The sequence below is a fragment of the Rhodospirillaceae bacterium genome (genome assembly GCA_018660465.1).
GTDB lineage: Bacteria > Pseudomonadota > Alphaproteobacteria > Rhodospirillales > JABJKH01 > JABJKH01.
Genome location: JABJKH010000091.1, coordinates 1 through 21036, shown reverse-complemented (window position 1 = coordinate 21036; position 21036 = coordinate 1). Strand labels below are relative to the sequence as shown.

Here is a 21036-nt window from a genome sequence, read left to right as displayed (position 1 = left end):
CTAACTTAAGGGCTATGTGTCCAAAGTGGTGTCGACATAACCAATTTCATAAGCTCTGCCTGTCGGTGGGTTTCGGTTTTTTGAAAGATGGATTTTAAATGATGACGCGCGGTATCAGGCGCGTTGTTCATTTCCTCGGCGGCTTCCTTGATGCTAAGCCCACCGACAAGGTGTTTCAATAATCTCGCCTCCGACGGTGTTAGGGAAAATAATCGTTCCAACATTTCAGAAGAAAAATTTTGTGGTCGATCTGGGTCAGTAACGAATATGGCCGCCAACGGGTTCCGGTCTATTCCCACATCCGGTTTCAGCCCATCTTCGGCGATCGTGCCGATCGTCATGGGATAGGATGTCGCACCAGAAGAACGTGTGAGGGTCATCGCGTATCCGTCCGAAGCAAAATTATTGCGGCCATCGGAAATTACTTGGCGAATTATCGTATGCAGTTTTGCGCGTTCGTCGGCATTGTCTGCGGATAATATGTCCCCATGAGTGAACAACCCGTCTTCGCGTTGCGCAATTTGGCGGGCCAGCCGATTGATATGTTTAATCGACGCATTTTCGTCGACCAGAATGATGCCAACAGGCAAGTGGTCTAGCGCCAGTTCTGTCCTTTTTTCTTCCGTGATGTCATAACGGGTCACACAGGCAGCGATCTCCCCATTCCAATCAATTGGAAAAATATGGCCGGCGATCCATATCATAGAGCCGTCTTTGCGAAGTCCCTGTCTTTCCACATGCTCAATTGAAATCTGACGCTCTAGAACTTGGCGGTGTCGTTCGATCGATTCGCGGTGAAACGAGGGCACAATGAGGTCCAAAATAGTGTCCAGCGCTAAGATTTCGTTGGTCGATGCAAATCCATGAATGTGCGCAAAGGCCTGATTGACGAATAGTGGTTTGTGGTTCCGATGGACCAAAATTCCTTGTACCGAACCCTCTGCCAACGCCCTAAACCGAGCTTCACTGTTCTTGAGATCCGTCGTCGCTTGTTTAAGTTTCGAAATATCAGTTCGAATAATTGCGGTACCGCCGTTGCTCGTTTTGAACTCCGTGCTTAGCAATGCTGTTCCATCCGGCAGGATCGATTCAAAAAAATGTCCACCCGCTTTGTGATGTTCAAGACGTTTTTCCAATGACATCCTTTGACTCGTAAATTTGGTGCGAATGCCAAGCTCTTCCCTCCGTCTGGCTTGTTCTTCAAATGTTACGCCGAGTTTCAGCACGTCCTTGAGCTCGGGCCTTTTCTTCAAATAATTTTCGTTGAATAGGACTAACTTATCGTCTGAATCGTAAAGCGCATAGCCATCAGGCATGCTTTCCATCGCGTCCTTTAGAAGGCCTTCCGTACGTTTTTGCTCGGTCAGATCAAAGCGGGTGACGCAGACGGCAGGCTCGCCATCCCATTCGATATTGAAATAGCGGGTACTTGTCCAAAAACTGCTCCCGTCACGACGCAGGCCTTTCATCTCCACGTCATGTCCTCCGGGATCGCTATTTTGAAGTTTGGCGAGTAAGAAAGGAACTTGATCACGCATTTCAGGATCAATGAGAACGGTTAGGTCTGGCAAAGCCGTGATTTCTTCAGGGGAACCATACCCATGCATTTTAGCAACGGCTGGGTTCGCATACAGCGGCTTCAAATTTCGGTGCACGAGGATCCCTTGAATGGAGCTTTCCGCCAGTGCACGGAACCGCGTTTCGCTTTTCAAGAGTTCCTGCTCAGCCAGCTTTCGTTCGGTAATATCGTGTCGGATTGAACAAATCGTCGGCAGGCCGTCCCAATCCAGGACGAAAGATCGAATGCTTAACCAAAAGATGGAGCCGTCTTTTCTTCGGCCCCGGATGACTTCGTCGAGTGCCCCTATTTCCCCATTTAGTCTTTTTATATGTGCGCGTCTGGATTTTTCTCGATAATCCTCCGGCATCAATATACTGGTCGATTCCAACGACATGATCTCGCCCGTTCCGTCATAACCATACATATCGGCCAAGGCCTTATTCACATAAAGCGCTTTAAAGTTCCGGTGGATGAGAATGCCCTGAAGTGACCGATCAAAGAGGTGGTGGAATCTTTGTTCCGCTGCTAGGGCACTTTCGATCGCTGCGTTTCGGTCTGTAATATCGAAACGAATGGAACAAACAGCTGGTTCCCCATCCCAATCGATGGGAAAGGCGCGGTTCTCAATCCAAAATCGAGTGCCATCCTTTTTGATGTGAATCTGTTCCGTGTCGACCCCATTGTCTTTATCTTGGAGTAGGTTCTGGTGGCGATTATTCGCTTCTGTGTGGCGGTTTGGGGGAACAAGATCGAGACTAGAATCAAGCCCAAAAATTTCCTCCGTGGATTCATAGTCATACATGCTGGCCAAAGCCTGGTTGGCGTATAGGGTCTTGTGGTTTCTATGGACCATGATGCCCTGCCTTGATCCGTCGCATAGGGCACGGAACCGTTCCTCACTAGCACGCATGGCCTCTTCCGCCATTTTGCGTCGGGTGATATCAGATCGGATGATGGCGATGCCGCCTTCGGCTGTTCTAAATTCCCTAATTTCCACATATTCGCCAACTCGGGACTTGCGTTCAATTGGACCAGAGGGGTTCCGATGTTGGTGTAAGCGTTTTAAAATCCATGTTTCGTCACGGTACTCAGATGGATCATGGGATTCTCGTTCGACCCTGGCGCGCAAAATTTCCTCAAATGTAACACCGGGTGTTAAAAGGTCACTCAAGTCGGATTGGGATGCGAGATAATGTTCATTGCACATAACGAACTTATCTTCGGCATCGAACAAAGCAAACCCATCTTCAAAACTTTCAATAGCGCTCAGCAGACGATTATGTTCTAGAGCCGCAGTTTCTTCCGTAGCACGTAGAGCAAATTCATTTTGTTTGGATTCAGTAATGTCGCTGACGGTGATAACAATGCCGCCATCGTCCATGATACTTCGACGAACCAATTGCCACGTGCCATCGATTAGCTCGAAGATATCCGGTGATTTTCCGTCGCGAAAACGTTGCATCCAGGCTGCGACATAGTCTTCTTCATGACCAGTCGCGTCTTCTGCGCGACCGACAACGTCTTCTCGCCGCCCCTGATAGGCATGAAACCGCACCAAATCTTCATAGGGCATGCCGGGTTGTAGTAAATTCCCTGCCGCCTTATGAACCGCCTGATATTTTTTATTAAAAACGACCAGCCGTTCATCAGGCCCATAAAGGGCAAACCCGTCTGGTAGATACTCTATGGCATCGTACAGGCGGTCCTTTGTTTGATTTTGACTTGAATTTACCGTTTCGTCCAAGAGCCCTTCCCCCATTTAGGTTATCCCCTAAACGGGGTATAGATTGTGCCGAGTTGAATTCGAAATCAATACCAATTACGTGCCTGTGATGATAAATTTATGGAATTATTGCGCTTAAAACGAAGTAAAGGGAGAAGTAATGTCATCGGATAAAATAGCCGCGAAACCAAAAGCGCGGGCCCTGGGCATCAATCATGTCGTCTTGGAGGTTGGCGATTTAGATGAAGCCTTAGCGTTTTATGGAAATATCTTTGATTTCGAACTCCGAAAAAGAAATGAGACCCAGGCTTTCATTGATATGGGTGATCAATTCTTGCAGTTATCGCTTCAACCGGATCATCAGCCCGACGTAAAACGCCATTTCGGTTTCGTTGTCGATGATCGAAGTGCTATCCGGGAGACCTTGGCCGATATGGGTGTTGAGCTTATTGGTGAGCGGTTGAATTTTCGCGACCCTTGGGGCAATCGGATAGAAGTCGTGCCCTATGACAATATTCAATTTACCAAGTCCGATCATATCTTAAAGGGTATGGGCTTGGATCCTCTGGAAAAGACGGCGGAAGCAAAAGAGGAGTTAGCCAAGAAAGGCATGGTGGCGAAATAGTCCTCGCTATTTCGTGGTCATCAGCCCCTAATCATTATCGGTAACCTTTCCCCTTTGGGTTTTCCGAATACTGCGTTTACGTTTGGAATCAAGACGGCGCAGCTTGGAGCCCTTTGTTGGCTTCGTTGGTCTCCGGTGTTTGGGGACGACCGCCGCTTGGCGGATCAATTCTGCAAGCCGATCGCGGGCATCCTGACGGTTACGATCCTGGGAACGGTATTTGCTCGCCATCAAAACCAAAACACCGTCATTGGTCATCCGCCGCCCAGCCGCAACACAAAGCCGCCGATACACGGCCTTTGGCAGATTGGGGGAATTCGCCGCATCAAACCGCAGTTGCACAGCGGTCGCGACCTTGTTGACGTTTTGCCCGCCGGGGCCGGTCGCGATGATAAACTTCTCCTGAAGTTCATCGTCCGCCAGCACAATTGACTCCGTGACCCTCAACATTGTGTCGTTAGAACGTTACGACGCTGCGAATGGATTTCCCCGCGTGCATCAGATCAAAGGCCTTGTTGATGTTCTTCAAGGGCAGTGTGTGGGTGATCAAGGTATCGATGTCGATCTTGCCGTCCATATACCAGTCAACGATCTTGGGAACGTCGGTGCGCCCCTTTGCCCCGCCGAATGCCGTCCCGCGCCAGACTCGGCCTGTGACCAGTTGAAAAGGGCGCGTTGAAATTTCCTGACCCGCGCCAGCGACGCCAATGATAATGCTTTCACCCCACCCCTTATGGCAGCATTCCAACGCTTGGCGCATGACGTCCGTATTGCCGATGCATTCAAAGCTGTAATCGACGCCGCCGTTGGTAAGATCAACAATGTTCTCCACCACATTCTTCACTTTGGACGCATTCACAAAATGGGTCATGCCGAATTTTTTCGCGAGGCGCTGCTTCTTCGGGTTCATATCGACGCCGATGATTTTATCGGCACCGACCATGCGCGCCCCTTGGATCACGTTGAGCCCGATGCCGCCGAGCCCAAAGACCGCGACGTTCGATCCAGGCTCAACTTTTGCCGTGTTCATGACGGCCCCTAACCCCGTTGTCACGCCGCAACCGATATAACAGACCTTGTCGAACGGCGCGTCTTTCCGAATTTTTGCCACGGCAATTTCCGGCAGCACCGTGTAGTTGGCAAAGGTCGACGTCCCCATGTAGTGGTAAATCGGCTTACCTTTGATCGAAAAGCGACTGGTGCCATCCGGCATCAAGCCTTGACCCTGGGTCACGCGGACCGCCTGACACAGGTTTGTTTTGCCCGACGTGCAGTATTCGCACTGCCGACATTCGGGTGTGTACAAGGGGATTACGTGATCGCCCTTTTTGACGGATGTCACGCCGGGTCCAGTTTCGACGATTACACCAGCACCTTCGTGCCCCAGGATTGTCGGAAAAATTCCTTCAGGGTCGGCACCTGACAGAGTGAATTCGTCGGTGTGACAAATTCCTGTCGCTTTAATCTCAACCATAACCTCGCCCTCTCTGGGGCCTTCCAGTTGCACGGTTTCAATGCTCAGTGGTTTTTTGGCGCGTCTGGCAACGGCGGCGATAACATCCATCGTGGTTCTCCTTGGTTGTCGACCCCGGGCTTGTGGACCTTGGTCTTTGAGGGGTATTGTCCCCCGGCTTTAATTTAATTTGTGACCATAACAATGGCAGACCCAAGGGTCTAAGGTAAAGAAATGACTGAACAGAAGACCAAACCAACCGGACCGTTGAGCGGCATCCGAATTCTTGATTTAACCCGCATCCTGGCGGGACCGACGTGCACGCAGTACTTGGGTGACCTTGGCGCAGATGTCATTAAAATAGAACGTCCAAGTGCGGGTGATGATACCCGGAAATGGGGCCCTCCTTACGCCAAGACACCTGAAGGCGAAGACACCGGCGAAAGCACCTATTATCTCGCGTCCAATCGCAACAAGCGATCCGTAACGGTTGATATCTCCAAACCGGAAGGCCAAGCACTGATCAAGCGGTTGCTGAAAAAGTGCGATATTCTGACGGAGAATTTCAAGGTTGGAAATCTGGCAAAGTACAATCTCAGCTACGACGACCTGAAAGACGAATTCCCAAGTTTGATCTATTGTTCAATCACTGGTTTTGGCCAAGATGGTCCCTATGCGCCCCGGCCCGGTTATGACGTCATGGCCCAAGGTATGGGCGGACTGATGAGCCTGACAGGTCCCGTCGACGGCATGCCGTATAAAGCTGGCATGGCGGTTGCCGATATCGTCACTGGGATGAACGCGACGATTTCCATATTGGCGGCGCTGCATCACAAACAAATGACCGGCGAAGGCCAGCGCTGCGATCTGGCGCTGTTGGATTCTCAAGTGGCGTTCCTAACCTATGAAGCGGTTAATTATCTCGGTTCAGGAAACTCTCCGGTCCGGCGCGGCAACGCACATTCCAACGTTGCCCCTTATCAGGTGGTACCGTCCAAGGATGGGTATTTCATTATTGCTGCTGGTAATGATGGCCAATATCAGCGGTTCTGTGAATTGGGTGGAAAGCCGGAAATGGGGACTGACCCCCGGTTCCTAACCAATTCAGACCGAATTGTGAACCGGGATGAACTGACCCCGTTGGTTGAAGAAATGACCAAGACGCAGACCAGCGACTGGTGGATGGAAGGGCTAGAAAAGGCGAACGTCCCTGCGGGTCCGATCAATACCCTCGATAAGGTCTTCGCAAATCCCCAAATTCAGCACCGGGACATGCACATAAAACTTCCTCATGTCTCAGCTGGCGAAGTCGATCTTTTGGGCAGTCCCCTCAAACTATCGGGAACCCCGGTCAATTATCGCCACGCACCGCCTGTTATGGGGCAGCACACTGACGAGGTGCTGGAGGAATTATTAGATATGGATGACGCGGAACGCACGAAGCTGCGGGATGATGGATTTATTTAGGAAAAACTCATGAAACCAGAACAATTCGGATTTGTCGGTCTCGGCCAAATGGGCGGGCCGATGGCGACTAATATTATAAACGCGGGATTTCCCCTGACGGTTTATGACAAGGCCGGCACCCAAGGTCTTGCCCCCGAAGGCGCACAACTTGGCGCAAGCGTCGCAGATGTGGCGAAAGCCACCGATACGATATTCTTATCGGTACCCGATGGGCCGATCTCTTTATCTGTTATCGATGAAGTTATCGCCACCTCTGATCGACGTGCGGGGGTCATTATTGATCTCTCCACCATTGGCCCGGAAGCGGCCCGTGAAGCCGCGAAGCGTTGTGCCGACGCTGGGTTTGTTTACATCGATTCCCCTGTTAGTGGGGGGCAGGCAGGTGCTCGCGCTGCAACAATCGCCGTTATGTTGGCGGGGCCCAAAGATGTTGTTGATGCGCACATGGATGTCTTGAAGGGATTCGCAAAAAACCCGTTCCACGTTGGGGAACTGGCGGGCCAAGGGCAAGCCGTAAAAATTCTCAACAATTTTCTTTCGGGTACGGCGCTGGCAGCCAGCGTTGAAGCTGTCCTCTATGGCCTCTCCGCCGGTGTCGATATGAAAACGATCGTCGATGTGGTCAGTGTTTCCAGTGGTTATAATTCAGCGATCAGAGAAAAATTCCCTGCGCGGATTATGACCGAGACGTTCGATGCCGGCTTTGCGACAGCGCTTCAATCCAAAGACATAAATCTCTATTTGGAAAATGCAAAATCTGCGGGAACACCAAGTCGGATCGGTCAGCTCGTATGTGACATGTGGGACGAGCACAATGAGGCGCGTCCCGGATCAGATATCACCCATATGTATGAATTTATCCGCGACGGGGAATAAGCCAACTCATTCATCCAACCGAATGACGATCCCCTCCAATTCTGGCGACGGGGCAGGGTAGCGTTCCATAACCAAGGGGTCGTGGCCAGGGACGATGTGGTCGGGGCTGTCGGCGAGGCGTTTTAAAGTCTCATAGCCTTCCAACATTTCATCGAGGTGATAGATGACGGGGAACGGATTAACCTTTTCCATGTTGGCGTACAGGTGGCAGGCGTCCGATGCGACGACGACCCAGCCGCGCTTGGTGAAGACCCGGATAAACTGAAGCCCTGCTGTATGGCCGCCGACAAGATGGACTGTGAGCCCCGGTGCCATCTCAAAGTCACCGTCGTGAAAATCAACACGGTCCGCATAAATCTGGCGCACCATACCGACGACATCTTCGATGTTCATTGAATTTCGGAATGGCCTATGGCGCATGTTGCGGCCTGTGGCGAAGGCCATCTCTTTGTCCTGAATGTGCAGCCGTGCGTTGGGAAATAGATCAAAATTACCAACGTGATCGTAATGCATGTGGGTGAGGATGACGTCTTCAACCTCTGATGCATTTACACCAAGCAATGCCAATCCCTCTGTCGGGCAACGCAGGAAGGTCCGACCCCTGGCTTCCGCCGTTTCCTTGGTGAAGCCTGTATCGACGACGATCGTGCGCTTGTCTGATCGCAGCAGCCAGACGAAATAATCAATCGGCATCGGGCCATCATGGATGTCGGGCGGATCCTTAAAATTCATATCCGCGTTGCGGTCATGGGTCGCGTATTTAACCGCAAAGACTTCAAAAATTTCAGGTTCTGTCATGGCGTTTTATCCTTCGACCCAATCGACCATTTTCCGGCGCACGATTTCATCTGGCAAGTCACCTCGTCCCGCATTCAGATTATCAATCATGTGACCGGGGTTTGACGTTGCGGGAATGATACAAGTCATGTCCGGGTGTGCAATTAGATACTTCATAAAAAATTGCGCCCAAGACGTAATCTGATAATCCGCCGCCCAGGGCGGTAGGTCTCGGCGTTTGCTTCCGCGCACCAAGGCCCCTTGCTCGATGGGGCGATTGGCCAGGGTTGCCACGCCATTGTCCCGACAAAATGGCAGCAAGCGATTTTCCGCCACGCGGTCTTCAAGTGAATAAGGAAATTGCACGAAATCGATATCCGGGTGAGTCTTTAAAATCTGCATCATTTCGTCAAACGAACCAGATGTGTAATGGGTGATGCCGATATAGCGAATTTTACCATCGTCCTTCCATTGCCGCAGCGTCCGATAATGGGTCTGCCAATCCACAAGGTTGTGAATTTGCATCAACTCCATGAGAGGACCCGCGTGCATCAAACGATATGACTCATCCATTTCCCCAATGCCTCTGCGTTCGCCTCTGGTCCAGACCTTGGTCGCCAACCACGCCTTGTCGCGTGCGTTCATCCCTCGCAACAATTCGCCAACCACGGCTTCTGCCTTGCCATACATGGGGGAACTGTCAATTACCGTACCCCCAGCCTGGAAAAATAATTCTAGCACTTGGGTTAAGTCCCGGCGGTTTTCTGAGGATAATCGGCAATCAAACGAATTATAGGTTCCAAGACCAATGACGGGAATTTTCTCACCCGTGGATGGAATGGTTCGCTTGATCAGATCTTTTTCCATAATAGGTTTGTTAAAAATCATGAAATTCCTTTTTTGGGCAGGGTAAAATTATATCGAACGTCGTTGTTAATTTGGATACAATGCCAATACGCGTGGTTTTATTTTTTTATGGTATTTATTCATGTCTTTCCAACTCAATCTTTCCAGTAAGGATATCAAGACACTTCGTCAAAATCCGAGAACATCCTTAGACTTAAGGTCTGAAGGATGTTCTTTCCGAGTCTCTGTCGCAATTCCTTATTATAAAAAAAATATTGAAGCGCATTACGGCAAGAGTAAGGATTTCCAATTTAATCGAATCTGCGAAAATGCAGATATACCCTTCGATTTTGAACACTTTGGGCTGGCGTGTGAATTTAAACAGCCGACCCAGATTCTTTTGTTTAATGAGCAGTACGTTCTAGAAGATGGTCCTAGAAAATTAGCGGAAACGTTTGGCCCTTTAATAATTCGGAATGCCTCTGCCGTTGTCGGAGAGCAGGATGCGAGCCAAAGAAATATTTTTCCCCATTTAAGTTTTCACGTTGACCGAGGCAGGGATCATGAAAATCAGTATACCTGTCTTTTCAGGGACCCCAAAGATTCGATACATCATAAGCCGAGAGGAACCTCAACCGTGGTGATTGCGAACATTGTCGCATATTTGCAATCGGTTAAAGAATCCCCTGCCGCGGTACGTGAAAAGGGCCGGAAGGCCTTATACGAAATTTTTGACTCAGAAAATCTTGAGAGCGCAATGGGCGATATCATGTTGCGTCAACCCTGGGACGCACCAGATGGCACAGGCGAATTTTGTATTGTCGATAATCGAACGACGTTGCACGCGAGCTACCATTCCCCCCGCAAAGATTACGCAATCGGCGCCAGATACCTCTATTAGCATTCTCTCCAGCCAAAACTAATAGCGGCTGTTGCATCTTGATATAACAGTGGGCAAACTTCGGGCGATCGAAAAGAAGGAGACCCCCGCAAATGTCCGAATATATCCAGATGGACCCGGCTGATATGGAACGCCGGGAAATTTACCGACTGCTAACCGGCTCAGTCGTTCCCCGACCCATCGGTTGGGCATCAACGATTAATGGCCAAGGCATCACTAATCTTGCACCGTTTAGTTTTTTCACCGTCGTTTGTGTTGCCCCTCCGATGATTTCCCTCACCATCGCCAGGAATCCAGACGGAACAGAAAAGCACACTTTGAAGAACATTAAAGAAGTCGGGGATTTTTGCTTTAACATCGTCACCACCCCCCAGTGGAAGGAGATGGTTGATTCAGCGAACGGGATACCAGAGGAAGAAAGCGAATTCGACGCGACCGGCCTCATCCCAATTCCCAGTGAGAAAGTCAAATCACCGCGAGTGAAAGACGCCCCGATCCATTTCGAGTGCAAGTTCCATCAGGTTATTGAATTGGGCCCGAATAAGCATCCGCTGGTGATTGGCGAGGTGGTTTATTTTCATATTGATCCGGCCTGCATGACGGGCGGTTACATCGACATGCAAAAGTTGGAACCCGTCGGAAGATTGAATGGATTTTCCTACTCGGCCTTAGGCGATATTTGGGAGCGGGAATTTACCGACGGCCAACCGCGCTAAATTTAATTCCTTACCGGCGTGACCTCACCTGTCATGATATCGAGATGGTCGCTTTTGGGACCCATGGTCTTCATGACTTCAAATCCATCTTCGAATCTGTCGCAGAACAGTTCGACCACCATGCCGTCCGGGTCTTTGAGATACACGCTGTTGGTTACGTTGTGCTGAATGGTGCGGAAGACATCCATGCCCATTTCCAGCAGTTCTTCGTAGGCCGCTTTTAATTCGTCATAGTCGTTTAATTTCCAGCCCATGTGGACCAGCCCCGGTTGAGAATCTTCAGGAGACGGGCCCGTTGCGCGTTCGAACAGGGCCAAATCGTGGTGTTCGTCGCCAAAGCTCAGGAAGGCCGAGCGGCGTTCTTCACTTCGTGCAGCCAGCGTGAGACCCAGAACCTTCTCATAGAATTCTATCGATGCATCCAAGTCTGAAACGTTTAGAACCACGTGGTGTAGCCGTTTGGCGCGTATCATCTATATCCCCTAGATCGAGAAATCGGAACCCATGCCCCATAATAGTATGAGAAGATGAGCAAATTCAACTTGAAGCCCCAATCGAAACTAGGGGCTAGATTTATTAGAAAATTGTAATATTTACCATTGATATTGTACTAATTATTTAAGTAAAATTGAGATCTGATCCACTCCGCCAAACAGAGAACAATTATGAAAAGAAACTTATCGAAATGCGTCTTAACGGCTTTTTTTGTCGCGTCAATTTTTACAATTATGCCTCTACCGACCGAAGCAAGTGAAATACCCCAACCGACTTTGGGCGAGGACGGGCTCTATCGACATTCTTGGTTTCTGGAGAGTTTTCTAGACATCAAAGAAGACATGCAGACAGCCAAGGATAACGGCAAGCGTCTGGTCGTCTTGATCGAACAGAAGGGATGTATCTATTGTAAAAAGGTACAAACTGAAATTTTGGTCGATCCAAGAATCAACGCCTACGTCCGCAAACATTTTGAAGTCCTGCAGATAGATTTATGGGGCTATAAAGAAGTCACCGACCTGGATGGAGAAGTTACGACAGAAAGAAAAGTTTCTCGGAAATGGCGCTCCATGTTCACACCAACCATCGTGTTCATGCCTGAATCCGTTGAAAAGGCGAAGGGCAAAAGTGGCGGTGATGCAGCGGTCGCGGTCATGCCGGGTGCCTTTGGCAAGGGAACCTTCCTGGCCCTCTTTGAATGGGTGCATAACAAAGGCTACGAAAAGGGCGAGCATTTCCAAAAATACGTTAATGATCGTTATTGGAAGAAAAGGGGTGGGCGACCGAAACAGTAGGTCGTATAAATTTATTCAACGAAATGTTGGATGAATACAATGCGTGTAAAATTTATTGGATTGATTTGGGCGATAATTATTACGGTCGTGGCTCCCGCCTTTCCTGTTGCAGCCCAAGCCCCTGACACCGGCAAAGGCATGGAAGTCTTCCTCAAAATCAAGGCCCCGCTGGATGAACCCCGCGGTCTGTGTGTCGACATTCCTGGCCACAAGGCGCGAGTCAATGTTAAGCGGTCCTTGGTCGTGCACACCTGCAAATGGACGATCTGGAATTTTGACGAACGCTTTGATCTGGCCGCGTTTGGCAAAGGCAACCTCCGTATGTCTCGGTACGATCTATGCCTTGGTGTTAACTCAAAAGACAAAATGTCAAAAATTGTCCTGGCGGCGTGCGACGGTGATCCCCTGCGGCAGTGGAAATATGTCGAGGGACGATTGCAATTGGCGGCCGCACCTGAGATGTGTCTGACAATTGGTCCTGAACCTTCAGAGCTTACGCCTGGTGGGCGCCGCCTGCCGTCCAAGAACGTTGCCCGGTCGCTTGCCTTGGACACTTGCAGCGATAAAGCACGAGATCGACAGGTCTGGCATCCGGCGGCACTTAGGCAATAAGCCACAGACCCAGCGGAGGTTGTGAGGTCCGCATAGATGGGCTACCAAATGTGTGAACGCTCCTCAGCCAGGGGAGTCACAAAAATTTAAGAGAGGACCCTGTTATGGATGCCGATGCAAAGAAGACCGCGTTAAGAATGATTCCTTATGGAATTTATGTGCTTACCGCCAAGAGTTCTGACGGGTCAATTGCTGCGGCAACCGTGAACTGGGTCACGCAAACATCCTTCGATCCACCGCTCATCGTCATTGGGCTTAAGTCTGATTCAGGTGCCTATGCGGCGGTTAAGGAGTCAGGCTCGTTCGCCATGAACATGCTGGGCAAGGGACAGCAGGGTCAAGCCTTCGCCTTTTTCAAGCCCGCCGAAGTCGATGGAAACACCATAAGCGGCGAACCCTTCCACGATGGCTCAACCGGCTCTCCCATTCTTGATAACGCGCCAGCCAATGTAGAATGTAAATTGGTTGAAATTGTTGAGCAGGGCGACCATCACATTGTCATTGGCGAAATCATCGACGCTAACGTGGCCCAACAACCAGACGGTCGGCCGGATGAAGCGATCCTGGAAATGAAGGAACTGGGCGACAACGTTTTTTACGGTGGTTAGAAAACCTAAACGATGAAGCTTTCCCCAGAAGAACAGGCGATGCTGGACGGCGAGCATGGAGAAGCGCGCCGCTGGGCGATGGAACACATGATCCGCGTCGGCACCTGTTTCGATGCGGAAGATTTTGTCGAGGTCACCCAGGCCCACATGATGGCCGATACGGAATCGCTTGGTGACGCGGGGGTTGAATTCGTCGAAAAGTTCGCGGCCTTGCCGGAAGACCAGCGTAAGGTCCGTATCCCGATGATCACCGATCCTCGCGGCATTGATTTCAGGCACTATAAAACCCTCAAACAAACTGACGAGATGGCGACGCTCGAGCAACGCGCCATTGACGCGTTTGAGGCCCTCGGAATCCTGATGACCGATACCTGCATCAACTACCAAACCATCATGCCGCCGATGCGGGGCGAGCACTTGGCTTATGGTGATACAGGGGTGGTGATTTATTGTAACAGCGTGCTCGGTGCCTATTCCAATTTCGAAGGTGGCCCTTCTGCGTTGGCCGCGGGACTGACAGGCCGCACGCCGCGCTATGGTTTGCACCTGGATGAAAACCGCCGCGCGACCTGCCGCTACCGCGTCAATTATCAACCACAAGGATTATCCGACTGGGGTGCACTTGGTGGGGTAATCGGCAAGCTCGCCGGGTCCTATTGGGAAGTCGCGGCCATCGAAGGAATTGATACGCCGCCAGGCTCTGACCAGATGAAACACATGGGAGCGGCGATGGCCAGCTTCGGCTCGATCCCGTTATATCACTTGGTCGGCCACACGCCGGAGGCCCCGACCATCGATGCGGTTTGTGATCCGACGGATTTGGACTGCGTGGAAATTAATGAACAGGACATCGTTAATTTCTACGGCAATTATGGCGGCAAGGGAGAGAAGGTCGACGTCGTTGTCTTCTCAGCGCCGCAGCTTTCCATCATCGAAATGAACCAAGTCGCCGACCTTCTTGAGGGTCAAAAAGTGCACAAGGATACGGCCCTGCTGGTGGCGACATCGCCAACGGTTGGCGCTGATGCGGAGCGACTGGGCATCTCTCAGAGGATCGAAGATGCCGGAGGGTTGGTTCTGCATGGCATGTGCTTCTATCAGAGCTATGCCCGAGAAATGGCGCTGGCAAATGGCTGGCGTCGGCTGATGACGAATTCGGCGAAGCTGGTAAACATCATCGGCGGTTACGGCTATCAGCCAAGTCTTGCCAGCATGGAAGACTGTGTCGCGTCTGCGGTTGCGGGGGAGGTTGTCTGATGCCGGAGATCAGAAAAGTTACAAGGGAACTTAAATGTCACGTCGGTGTCGGCGAAGAAGTCACCGGCGAAGCGCTTGTCACCGACGATAATTTCTCCGCACGTTATGATCTCGATCGGATTAAGGGCATCTTTTCGCGCCCCCAGCACAAACTTGCGGGGATAAGCTACGTCGATAAAATTCTCGTGGTCAACACGGCAAAGGGCGGCGTCGCGTCTGCGTGGATGCTCCACGAAATGGCGGCCCGCGGCATCGCCCCCAAAGCCATTTTATTTAATCGCTTCAACCCAATCCTTGCTCAAGGCGCTGCCCTCGCCAACATGGCCTGCTGCGACCGATTTGAAGACGGTGACGTAACAACCCTAATTAAAACCGGCGAACGCGTAACGGTCATTCCTCAGGAGGGACGGGTTGTTGTTGAGGAGGACGGGTTAGTGCGTTGAGGATTGGCTAGGGCAAGAGGATTCGGGCCTCCGCAACCTCTACTTTTTGCCTCTCCAAGTTGCTCTAGAATTCCAACCCGGCATTGTTAACTGCGTCGACAACCTTATTGGAAGCATTAAAGTAAATTGTAAATTTAGTTAGATCACGTGATCCAGGATCGACCGCGTAACTTTTTTTGTCCATATTGCTTTCCCTTGCAATGAGGTCAAAAAACTTAAATATCCATAAGACTTGGAAGACAGCAAAGGACCATTCGATGTCACTTGAAGAAAGACTCGTTGTTCGTCGCACCGAAAGTCGGCGTAAAGCATCTGCCGAGCGGATTACCGCGCTGGATAATTTGACGAAGTCCTTACGCGAAAACGTCATTCCTAACATCATCAAACCGGGCACTTCCTTACCGGCTTTTGCATTGTCCAATGCCAACGGTACAGCCATTAAATCTGACGATTTAATCGCAAAGGGTCCCCTCGTCGTACAATTTTTCAGAGGCCATTGGTGAGCGCACTGTATGATAGAGCTGGATGCTCTATGTAACATCGTCAAGCCTCTAGAAAATATCGGCGCTACTCTTGTGACAATCACGCCGCAACAAGGCGCGTTCAGCAAGCGACTGATTGAAGAGCGCAATCTCAATTTTGATATGTTGAGCGATACCGACAATGACTATGCTGAGAAATTGGGTCTCAAATTCGCCCTCCCTCCAAAAATCATTGAAATCTACAGCGCAAATGCCATCGATATACCTGGGGCCAATGGAAATGACAGTTGGACCCTGCCCGTACCTGGGCGGTTGGTCGTCGATCAACAAGGTATTGTTCGCTCAACTAGTTTCGACCCTGACTACACACACCGCCCGGAACCCGAAGCGACCGTTGAAGTAGTTGAGGGGCTTTTAAATAGACCGCTAACCGCTTAACGGTGAGAATGATACCCACCGGGGCGCCGATTGTAATGACAACCATACCGATTTAACCCAGCACCAATGACAGTGATTGAGACGATAAGAATGTGGACTCTAGAACCACAACGATTAGAGCTCATCCAACCTGAATGATCAAAACTGTAAGTGGTTTAGCTCATTTTTGAATGCATCCAATGTTCGTTTGAGGTTGCGCTCAGATTCGGACTGTTCCAAACCGTCAAAGCTGGGCAATATATGGACGGCATTTTATAAGAAGGCGTTGGAGCGGCAATTCATTTGCTGAAAAGCCGGATGAGTTGTTGATTTTGAATAAGGTGACGTTACACTTATAATTAGAAGACTGTCTTGGTTTTCAGGGCCGGAGAAGAACTTACATGATGTACACTTGTGAGCGTAAAAAGGGCAGTTAATAACGGCCTTAGAGGTATCTGACATACTCATTCACAACTGACAAAACCTACAATCGATTGGAAATCTTGAAAGTCCAATGCAAAAAGTTGGTCACCATCTCCAGATAGAAGCGATAAAGAAAACGGGAGCTGAGCGAGATATCTTCGCACGATCAGCCTATAATCGGTATTACTATGGGGCATTTCTTGACGTTCGAAAAATGCTCGCTGAATTTGATCCAAATTGGGCTCAGATGCCACACAAATCTATACCCGAATTTTTGAAGGGGTCGATCACTAAAATCTATAAAAGAAAAAAATCGCGAGCAAACAGAAACGGAGATTTTGAACTTATACCTAAACTAGATAACGGGATTCGCTCTGCCGCAGCACTAGCGAGCTTGATGGAAAAAGCCAATGCTACCCGTGTCATTGCCGATTACGAACCATCAGAAGCTGTCGTTTTTTCCTCTACGCAACGGTTTTCTCTCAGAAATATTGAAATAACGGAAGCGCATGGATGGGGCGCTGCTGTTCAAATTTGGACGATTAGCATCAAGGAAGCTTGGAGGCAGACTAATGTCTGATGAAACGAATATCTCAGATGAGTTGATAGCGTCTGGAATTAGTCTTGTCGGCGATCTCGTTCAAGATGCGAGTGAGGAAAAAAAATTCTATGTTTTTGTGCGGGTCACTCGCAATAAATTTGGTTTTCAGCGCCCCTCAAATTACAAGTTGCGCAAATTGTCGGAAAATTTTGAAAAAAGAAATCTCCAAGTTGCCTTCATCATTTCGGGGAATGAAGGTGAAGACATTCAATCCAGTGTAAAAACAACTCTATTTCGCTTCTTTCCCGAAATTGTTAGAAACGCTTTTGTTTCGCTTGATCATGAAAGTGCAACGGTGTGGGTAGAACCAAAAAAAGTGCTGACACGCGAGGAGGAAGAAGCAATTGGATCCAAAACGAAAGAGATCCTTCAGGTCCTAGGAATACGTCTTAATGCAGTGATGATTACATCCTCTGAAAATGTTCCGACGCGAACCGCTTGCCTCAGCTCTATCAGAGTGAAATCTCCATTGACGCAGGAAGAGCTTAAAACTGCACTGATAGAGCGAAATTTTCATGTTCCCCACAAAGATTGGCTATCGAATATGTTGGATAAACTAAGAAAATCGGGGCTTATATTGAGACGAGAAAACGGTCAATTTATGCTAACGCTTTCTGGACTAAGAGCGCTCGGTTCCGAGAAAAACAGGAGAAGTCCCGACATCTCTAGGGCACTTGATATTGCTCGGCGTGGCTTTTAACATGAAAAGCGTGGGAGTCTCAGGCGCGGGCGTGCATCACGCTCAACTGCCTAGACCAAGAACAGAAGGGCCCGGCTTGTCAGTCGGTGCTCCTTCGAATCACCGCCAGACAAGCCGGTGCTCTCGAAAGGTACTCTTACCGAAAGGAACCTTTGCTATATGAGGCTCCCACAACCTCAGTTGGAATCAATCGGCTTCCTATTTGAAGCGCCGTCCGAGCTAATTCAGGCAATGGGCAATGAATGTTCGCCTGACGAAGCTGATGAGATACGGCGTCTGTATGGACTCGGTTTGCCACCGGTTACGTCTCAGGAATCATTGTCTGTAATATTTGGCTACAATCCGGGATTTATATGGTCTCTGCTAAATCGCACACCCCGACACTATCGGCATTTTGAAATCCCCAAAGGAGCGGGGCATAGACAAATAGAAGCTCCACGGGTCGCGCTAAAAGCTATACAGAAATGGCTAAGCCATCATCTTCAAAGAGCGTGGACGCCGAACGAAAATGTATTTGGCTTCGTCCCTGGTAGATCGCACATAGATGCTGCAGCCAAACATCTTTCTTCGGAATGGGTTTTTTCTGTAGATTTAGAGAATTTTTTTCCCTCAGTTTCCATCCGACGCGTGAAAGAAGCATTGCGCACCGTGGGCTATCAAACTGACAAAAGCGTTGAAATCTTATCGACTCTTTGTTGCTTAGATAATCACTTGGTTCAAGGTTCACCGACCAGTCCGGTACTTTCAAATATAGTGCTCAAAAATGTTGATCAACAATTTGCATCAATAGCGGCTGAAAAAAAAATTGTATTCACCCGATATGCTGATGATATCGTTTTTTCAGGTAGCGGAGATATTCCCCATCAAACATTAACGCAGATTAAATCTGTGGTTTCGGATGATGGCTGGACCCTATCTGAGCGTAAAGAGCGTCTTTCTGAAACTCCGAATAGGCTTAAAGTACACGGACTACTAGTCCATGGGCGAAAATTACGATTAACCAAGGGATATCGTAATCGTATTAGAGCGTACCGACATCTCCTGAAAAATGAAAAGATAAAGGAAGAAGACTTAAGCAAGATTAAGGGGCATCTGAATTATGCTTCTCAGGTAGAGTAAGGTTTTTTTATTTGGTTGTTCTCATGTGTATTTCTGCGTTAACCGGGCCTATCAGTCCCTGTTACGGTAATATCTCATGATAGACTGTCGCTCAAAACTGGGTAGTTTAATTCATCAGCCCCCGACATGAAAGTTGGAGCATGCAGCACTTTCAATTCTAAGCAACATACAAGCGCACGGAACTTCGGATGCTACACAGTTAGCATGAACTTCGCGAACAACACTCTATGTCGCTCGTTCGCGATCCTATGTGTGTCCGGGCGACGATAATGCCTAAAACTCCTAGAGTTCCACCATTTATCGGCCAAATCATTCCTTGAGAACGAATAGAACGATGTTACGCTTTTACTGAACATAGGTAGAAGCAAAGGAAAGTTTATGTCCATTCTAAAATCTCTAAATATCGTTTCTGAAGAACAAGGTGGTGCCGATCCATTCGCCTCAGCGAAAGTTATCTGAACGCCATTAGTTGTGTTGTTAACGTACAGGGTGTCGTCAGAAGAAAATTTGGCTAAATCAACGATATTTTTCAGATGATCTCGTATGCTTTCTTGCTTAGTAAACGGCGACGCCACATTTTTGATAATACCTTCATCGGCATTACCAACCCAAACGCTGTAGCCATCATCCTCTTTTCGCAGCAAAACAGACGCAAACCCATCACAGAAAGCCTCTTCAGGTAAATCAAACTCCTCAACACTAACAAAATGACGGGAGTTAATTCTTGCAATTTCCGCTTTTGAAAATAAAGAGATCTTAGGTTTACCATTAACACTTTCAGCATCAGTATTAGAACGTGCAAGGACGACTAATCGTTCAATGCCTAAAGAATCTAATTCATCCGAAAGTGTCTGTTCATTCCATTCATTTCTCTCAGCATATTCGAGCACACGGGCGTATTTCGATATGACTGGGCTCGATTTTGATGCTTCCCAGACAGTCTCATTGCTGCCCTTTCCTTTGGGGACAAATGCGCCGTATACGCAACGCACGGCGACCGTCCAGGAAAAGTCTTCGCGGATGAGATTTCTATCTGTGCAAATTGTTTGAAAGTCAGTAGGAGCTTTCTTGGCCTGTTTTCCAAATTTGTAACATTCCACTAAGGCGGCACGAGCAACTTCACCATGCTGTAAATTTAGCAGACCCGTTTCCGCTCTAATTATCTGAGAAAATGCCTGGGCCGCGCTCTGTGCTAACTGATCAAGGGACATAAAATTCTCCATACTGGTCACCGACGTCATAACCCATGCCTAGCAATGTTGTGGATTTTTCCCTGTTATGGAACCGAGGAAAGCAGGCGGACATCTCTCGAACGCTATCATGTGTACGACTTACTGCATCACGGACGGCGATATACGGGGCGTGGAGATCGCCGGGCAAACTAAACTCAGCGCTATCAACACTTGATGGAATGAAGATTTCACCATCAGCGGCATGGGTTACTGTCAAATCCTTGTTAGTCATGCCGCCAATCCGCCTGTGTTTCTTACATCAAAAAGTGGCTAATTTTACTTTGTGGTCCTATGGGTGGCGGAACGTCTGTAATGAAAAATCTAGGAATGCACTTAAGATAGAAATATTTTGTCTAAAATCCCGCCGACTATATTTTACACAACTTAATGATGCCGAGTCTTTGTTTTTTATGCAACTAAAAAGTATGAAAATTTATAATGCGTCATAATATATTCATTGAAATGTGTAATATTAAAACATATTTTGAATACCATTATATGCAATAGGAGGAAATTTGATGGCCGAGAAGCTGAAAGTAACCGGAGAGAAATCAAAGAAACTGCGGAAAAAAGGTGGGACTTACCTAAAGAAACTCCGCGCAGCTTCGGGTCTGACACAGCGAGAATTAGCTGAGCAAACCGGTTTCAAATATTACACATTCATTAGTCAGATTGAGAATGGCGTAGGACGAATTCCACCGAACCTATACAAACCGTATGCCAAGGCAGTCGGTGTTGATCTAGCAGAGTTCGTTAAGGAGATGCTCAGGTGCTACGATCCGTATACATATAAGTGTCTGTTCGGCCCTGCATCGAAGAAAAAAAAGGCCACTAAACGCTGATCTTGTAGACAGGGGTGTAAATTCTAAGTTTTATGTTTTAGTCCGCTTATAGGGGGTAAAGCAGAC

The 21036-nt window shown here is 48.9% G+C and carries 24 protein-coding genes; 15 read left to right on the top strand and 9 right to left on the bottom strand.

Features of this window, described 5'->3' with window-relative positions; translation table 11 throughout:
- Positions 1–5: 5 nt before the first annotated feature.
- Positions 6–3320 (bottom strand): PAS domain S-box protein, encoded by a 3315-nt coding sequence (locus HOM51_15585; GenBank protein MBT5035936.1) that lies wholly within the window; start codon positions 3318–3320, stop codon positions 6–8.
- Positions 3321–3444: 124 nt separating this feature from the next.
- Between HOM51_15585 and HOM51_15580 the strand changes: the two genes are divergently transcribed.
- Positions 3445–3909 (top strand): VOC family protein, encoded by a 465-nt coding sequence (locus HOM51_15580; protein ID MBT5035935.1) that lies wholly within the window; start codon positions 3445–3447, stop codon positions 3907–3909.
- Positions 3910–3936: 27 nt separating this feature from the next.
- Here HOM51_15580 and arfB read toward each other — a convergent pair whose 3' ends face one another.
- Together arfB and HOM51_15570 are read right to left on the bottom strand one after the other, a co-directional pair.
- Entirely contained in the window at positions 3937–4359 is a 423-nt protein-coding gene (gene arfB, locus HOM51_15575) for an aminoacyl-tRNA hydrolase (GenBank protein MBT5035934.1), read from the bottom strand.
- 7 nt (positions 4360–4366) lie between these two features.
- Positions 4367–5473, bottom strand: a complete 1107-nt coding sequence (locus tag HOM51_15570) for an S-(hydroxymethyl)glutathione dehydrogenase/class III alcohol dehydrogenase (protein MBT5035933.1) — start codon at positions 5471–5473, stop codon at positions 4367–4369.
- Between the two features lie 123 nt (positions 5474–5596).
- Between HOM51_15570 and HOM51_15565 the strand changes: the two genes are divergently transcribed.
- Together HOM51_15565 and HOM51_15560 are read left to right on the top strand one after the other, a co-directional pair.
- Complete coding sequence (locus HOM51_15565) at positions 5597–6829, top strand: CoA transferase (GenBank protein ID MBT5035932.1); 1233 nt, start codon at positions 5597–5599, stop codon at positions 6827–6829.
- Positions 6830–6838: 9 nt separating this feature from the next.
- Positions 6839–7705: an NAD(P)-dependent oxidoreductase gene (locus HOM51_15560; protein MBT5035931.1), complete on the top strand. Its 867-nt coding sequence runs from the start codon at positions 6839–6841 to the stop codon at positions 7703–7705.
- Positions 7706–7711: 6 nt separating this feature from the next.
- Here the strand turns inward: HOM51_15560 and HOM51_15555 are convergent, their stop codons facing one another.
- On the bottom strand, positions 7712–8503 hold the full coding sequence (locus HOM51_15555) for an N-acyl homoserine lactonase family protein (GenBank protein MBT5035930.1): 792 nt from the start codon (positions 8501–8503) through the stop codon (positions 7712–7714).
- A 6-nt stretch (positions 8504–8509) separates the two neighbouring features.
- Positions 8510–9337 (bottom strand): aldo/keto reductase, encoded by an 828-nt coding sequence (locus tag HOM51_15550; GenBank protein ID MBT5035929.1) that lies wholly within the window; start codon positions 9335–9337, stop codon positions 8510–8512.
- A gap of 628 nt (positions 9338–9965) precedes the next feature.
- Between HOM51_15550 and HOM51_15545 the strand changes: the two genes are divergently transcribed.
- Both HOM51_15545 and HOM51_15540 read left to right on the top strand, forming a co-directional pair.
- On the top strand, positions 9966–10229 hold the full coding sequence (locus HOM51_15545) for a hypothetical protein (protein ID MBT5035928.1): 264 nt from the start codon (positions 9966–9968) through the stop codon (positions 10227–10229).
- Between the two features lie 92 nt (positions 10230–10321).
- Positions 10322–10945 (top strand): flavin reductase family protein, encoded by a 624-nt coding sequence (locus HOM51_15540; GenBank protein ID MBT5035927.1) that lies wholly within the window; start codon positions 10322–10324, stop codon positions 10943–10945.
- A gap of 2 nt (positions 10946–10947) precedes the next feature.
- Here HOM51_15540 and HOM51_15535 read toward each other — a convergent pair whose 3' ends face one another.
- Positions 10948–11418 (bottom strand): hypothetical protein, encoded by a 471-nt coding sequence (locus tag HOM51_15535; protein ID MBT5035926.1) that lies wholly within the window; start codon positions 11416–11418, stop codon positions 10948–10950.
- A gap of 255 nt (positions 11419–11673) precedes the next feature.
- Here HOM51_15535 and HOM51_15530 point away from each other — a divergent pair, with 255 nt between their 5' ends.
- From HOM51_15530 to HOM51_15510, 5 genes are all read left to right on the top strand, one after another.
- Positions 11674–12234 carry a thioredoxin fold domain-containing protein gene (locus HOM51_15530; protein MBT5035925.1) on the top strand — a complete coding sequence of 187 codons (561 nt, stop codon included), beginning with the start codon at positions 11674–11676 and terminating at the stop codon, positions 12232–12234.
- Between the two features lie 39 nt (positions 12235–12273).
- A complete protein-coding gene (locus HOM51_15525) occupies positions 12274–12846 on the top strand; it encodes a hypothetical protein (protein ID MBT5035924.1) in 573 nt (190 codons plus the stop codon).
- Between the two features lie 104 nt (positions 12847–12950).
- A complete protein-coding gene (locus tag HOM51_15520; GenBank protein MBT5035923.1) occupies positions 12951–13454 on the top strand; it encodes a flavin reductase family protein in 504 nt (167 codons plus the stop codon).
- Positions 13455–13466: 12 nt separating this feature from the next.
- Positions 13467–14711 (top strand): DUF521 domain-containing protein, encoded by a 1245-nt coding sequence (locus HOM51_15515; GenBank protein MBT5035922.1) that lies wholly within the window; start codon positions 13467–13469, stop codon positions 14709–14711.
- Entirely contained in the window at positions 14711–15154 is a 444-nt protein-coding gene (locus HOM51_15510; protein ID MBT5035921.1) for a DUF126 domain-containing protein, read from the top strand. Before HOM51_15515 ends, HOM51_15510 begins: the two co-directional genes overlap by 1 nt.
- Positions 15155–15218: 64 nt before the next feature.
- Here the strand turns inward: HOM51_15510 and HOM51_15505 are convergent, their stop codons facing one another.
- Positions 15219–15593: a hypothetical protein gene (locus tag HOM51_15505; protein MBT5035920.1), complete on the bottom strand. Its 375-nt coding sequence runs from the start codon at positions 15591–15593 to the stop codon at positions 15219–15221.
- A 73-nt stretch (positions 15594–15666) separates the two neighbouring features.
- Between HOM51_15505 and HOM51_15500 the strand changes: the two genes are divergently transcribed.
- The 4 genes from HOM51_15500 to HOM51_15485 all read left to right on the top strand — a co-directional run bounded on the left by HOM51_15500 (position 15667) and on the right by HOM51_15485 (position 18896).
- The gene (locus tag HOM51_15500; protein MBT5035919.1) at positions 15667–16074 is read left to right on the top strand and encodes a redoxin domain-containing protein; all 408 of its coding nucleotides are present in this window, start codon (positions 15667–15669) and stop codon (positions 16072–16074) included.
- 493 nt (positions 16075–16567) lie between these two features.
- On the top strand, positions 16568–17056 hold the full coding sequence (locus HOM51_15495) for a hypothetical protein (GenBank protein MBT5035918.1): 489 nt from the start codon (positions 16568–16570) through the stop codon (positions 17054–17056).
- Positions 17049–17777, top strand: coding sequence for a hypothetical protein (locus HOM51_15490; protein MBT5035917.1), 729 nt, complete (start codon positions 17049–17051; stop codon positions 17775–17777). The genes HOM51_15495 and HOM51_15490 overlap by 8 nt, the downstream gene beginning before the upstream one ends.
- A gap of 159 nt (positions 17778–17936) precedes the next feature.
- Complete coding sequence (locus HOM51_15485; GenBank protein ID MBT5035916.1) at positions 17937–18896, top strand: RNA-directed DNA polymerase; 960 nt, start codon at positions 17937–17939, stop codon at positions 18894–18896.
- Positions 18897–19087: 191 nt separating this feature from the next.
- On the opposite strand, the gene HOM51_15480 is transcribed toward HOM51_15485, so the two are convergent.
- A complete protein-coding gene (locus HOM51_15480; GenBank protein MBT5035915.1) occupies positions 19088–20107 on the bottom strand; it encodes a hypothetical protein in 1020 nt (339 codons plus the stop codon).
- Positions 20097–20360 carry a hypothetical protein gene (locus HOM51_15475; protein ID MBT5035914.1) on the bottom strand — a complete coding sequence of 88 codons (264 nt, stop codon included), beginning with the start codon at positions 20358–20360 and terminating at the stop codon, positions 20097–20099. The genes HOM51_15480 and HOM51_15475 overlap by 11 nt, the downstream gene beginning before the upstream one ends.
- A 286-nt stretch (positions 20361–20646) precedes the next feature.
- Between HOM51_15475 and HOM51_15470 the strand changes: the two genes are divergently transcribed.
- Complete coding sequence (locus tag HOM51_15470) at positions 20647–20970, top strand: helix-turn-helix transcriptional regulator (GenBank protein ID MBT5035913.1); 324 nt, start codon at positions 20647–20649, stop codon at positions 20968–20970.
- The last annotated feature ends 66 nt before the right edge of the window (positions 20971–21036 follow it).

Excerpts from the sequence above, each read along its gene's own strand:
- HOM51_15565 (MBT5035932.1), top strand. The coding sequence starts at position 5,597 with ATGACTGAACAGAAGACCAAACCAACCGGACCGTTGAGCGGCATCCGA.
- HOM51_15555 (MBT5035930.1), bottom strand. The coding sequence starts at position 8,503 with ATGACAGAACCTGAAATTTTTGAAGTCTTTGCGGTTAAATACGCGACC.
- HOM51_15510 (MBT5035921.1), top strand. The coding sequence starts at position 14,711 with ATGCCGGAGATCAGAAAAGTTACAAGGGAACTTAAATGTCACGTCGGT.
- HOM51_15485 (MBT5035916.1), top strand. The coding sequence starts at position 17,937 with ATGAGGCTCCCACAACCTCAGTTGGAATCAATCGGCTTCCTATTTGAA.
- HOM51_15540 (MBT5035927.1), top strand. The coding sequence starts at position 10,322 with ATGTCCGAATATATCCAGATGGACCCGGCTGATATGGAACGCCGGGAA.
- HOM51_15515 (MBT5035922.1), top strand. The coding sequence starts at position 13,467 with ATGAAGCTTTCCCCAGAAGAACAGGCGATGCTGGACGGCGAGCATGGA.
- HOM51_15560 (MBT5035931.1), top strand. The coding sequence starts at position 6,839 with ATGAAACCAGAACAATTCGGATTTGTCGGTCTCGGCCAAATGGGCGGG.
- HOM51_15525 (MBT5035924.1), top strand. The coding sequence starts at position 12,274 with ATGCGTGTAAAATTTATTGGATTGATTTGGGCGATAATTATTACGGTC.
- HOM51_15480 (MBT5035915.1), bottom strand. The coding sequence starts at position 20,107 with ATGTCCCTTGATCAGTTAGCACAGAGCGCGGCCCAGGCATTTTCTCAG.
- HOM51_15530 (MBT5035925.1), top strand. The coding sequence starts at position 11,674 with ATGCCTCTACCGACCGAAGCAAGTGAAATACCCCAACCGACTTTGGGC.
- HOM51_15500 (MBT5035919.1), top strand. The coding sequence starts at position 15,667 with ATGATAGAGCTGGATGCTCTATGTAACATCGTCAAGCCTCTAGAAAAT.
- HOM51_15470 (MBT5035913.1), top strand. The coding sequence starts at position 20,647 with ATGGCCGAGAAGCTGAAAGTAACCGGAGAGAAATCAAAGAAACTGCGG.
- HOM51_15535 (MBT5035926.1), bottom strand. The coding sequence starts at position 11,418 with ATGATACGCGCCAAACGGCTACACCACGTGGTTCTAAACGTTTCAGAC.
- HOM51_15520 (MBT5035923.1), top strand. The coding sequence starts at position 12,951 with ATGGATGCCGATGCAAAGAAGACCGCGTTAAGAATGATTCCTTATGGA.
- HOM51_15585 (MBT5035936.1), bottom strand. The coding sequence starts at position 3,320 with ATGGGGGAAGGGCTCTTGGACGAAACGGTAAATTCAAGTCAAAATCAA.
- HOM51_15475 (MBT5035914.1), bottom strand. The coding sequence starts at position 20,360 with ATGACTAACAAGGATTTGACAGTAACCCATGCCGCTGATGGTGAAATC.
- HOM51_15505 (MBT5035920.1), bottom strand. The coding sequence starts at position 15,593 with ATGGCTGTACCGTTGGCATTGGACAATGCAAAAGCCGGTAAGGAAGTG.
- arfB (MBT5035934.1), bottom strand. The coding sequence starts at position 4,359 with ATGTTGAGGGTCACGGAGTCAATTGTGCTGGCGGACGATGAACTTCAG.
- HOM51_15580 (MBT5035935.1), top strand. The coding sequence starts at position 3,445 with ATGTCATCGGATAAAATAGCCGCGAAACCAAAAGCGCGGGCCCTGGGC.
- HOM51_15495 (MBT5035918.1), top strand. The coding sequence starts at position 16,568 with ATGCAAAAAGTTGGTCACCATCTCCAGATAGAAGCGATAAAGAAAACG.
- HOM51_15570 (MBT5035933.1), bottom strand. The coding sequence starts at position 5,473 with ATGGATGTTATCGCCGCCGTTGCCAGACGCGCCAAAAAACCACTGAGC.
- HOM51_15490 (MBT5035917.1), top strand. The coding sequence starts at position 17,049 with ATGTCTGATGAAACGAATATCTCAGATGAGTTGATAGCGTCTGGAATT.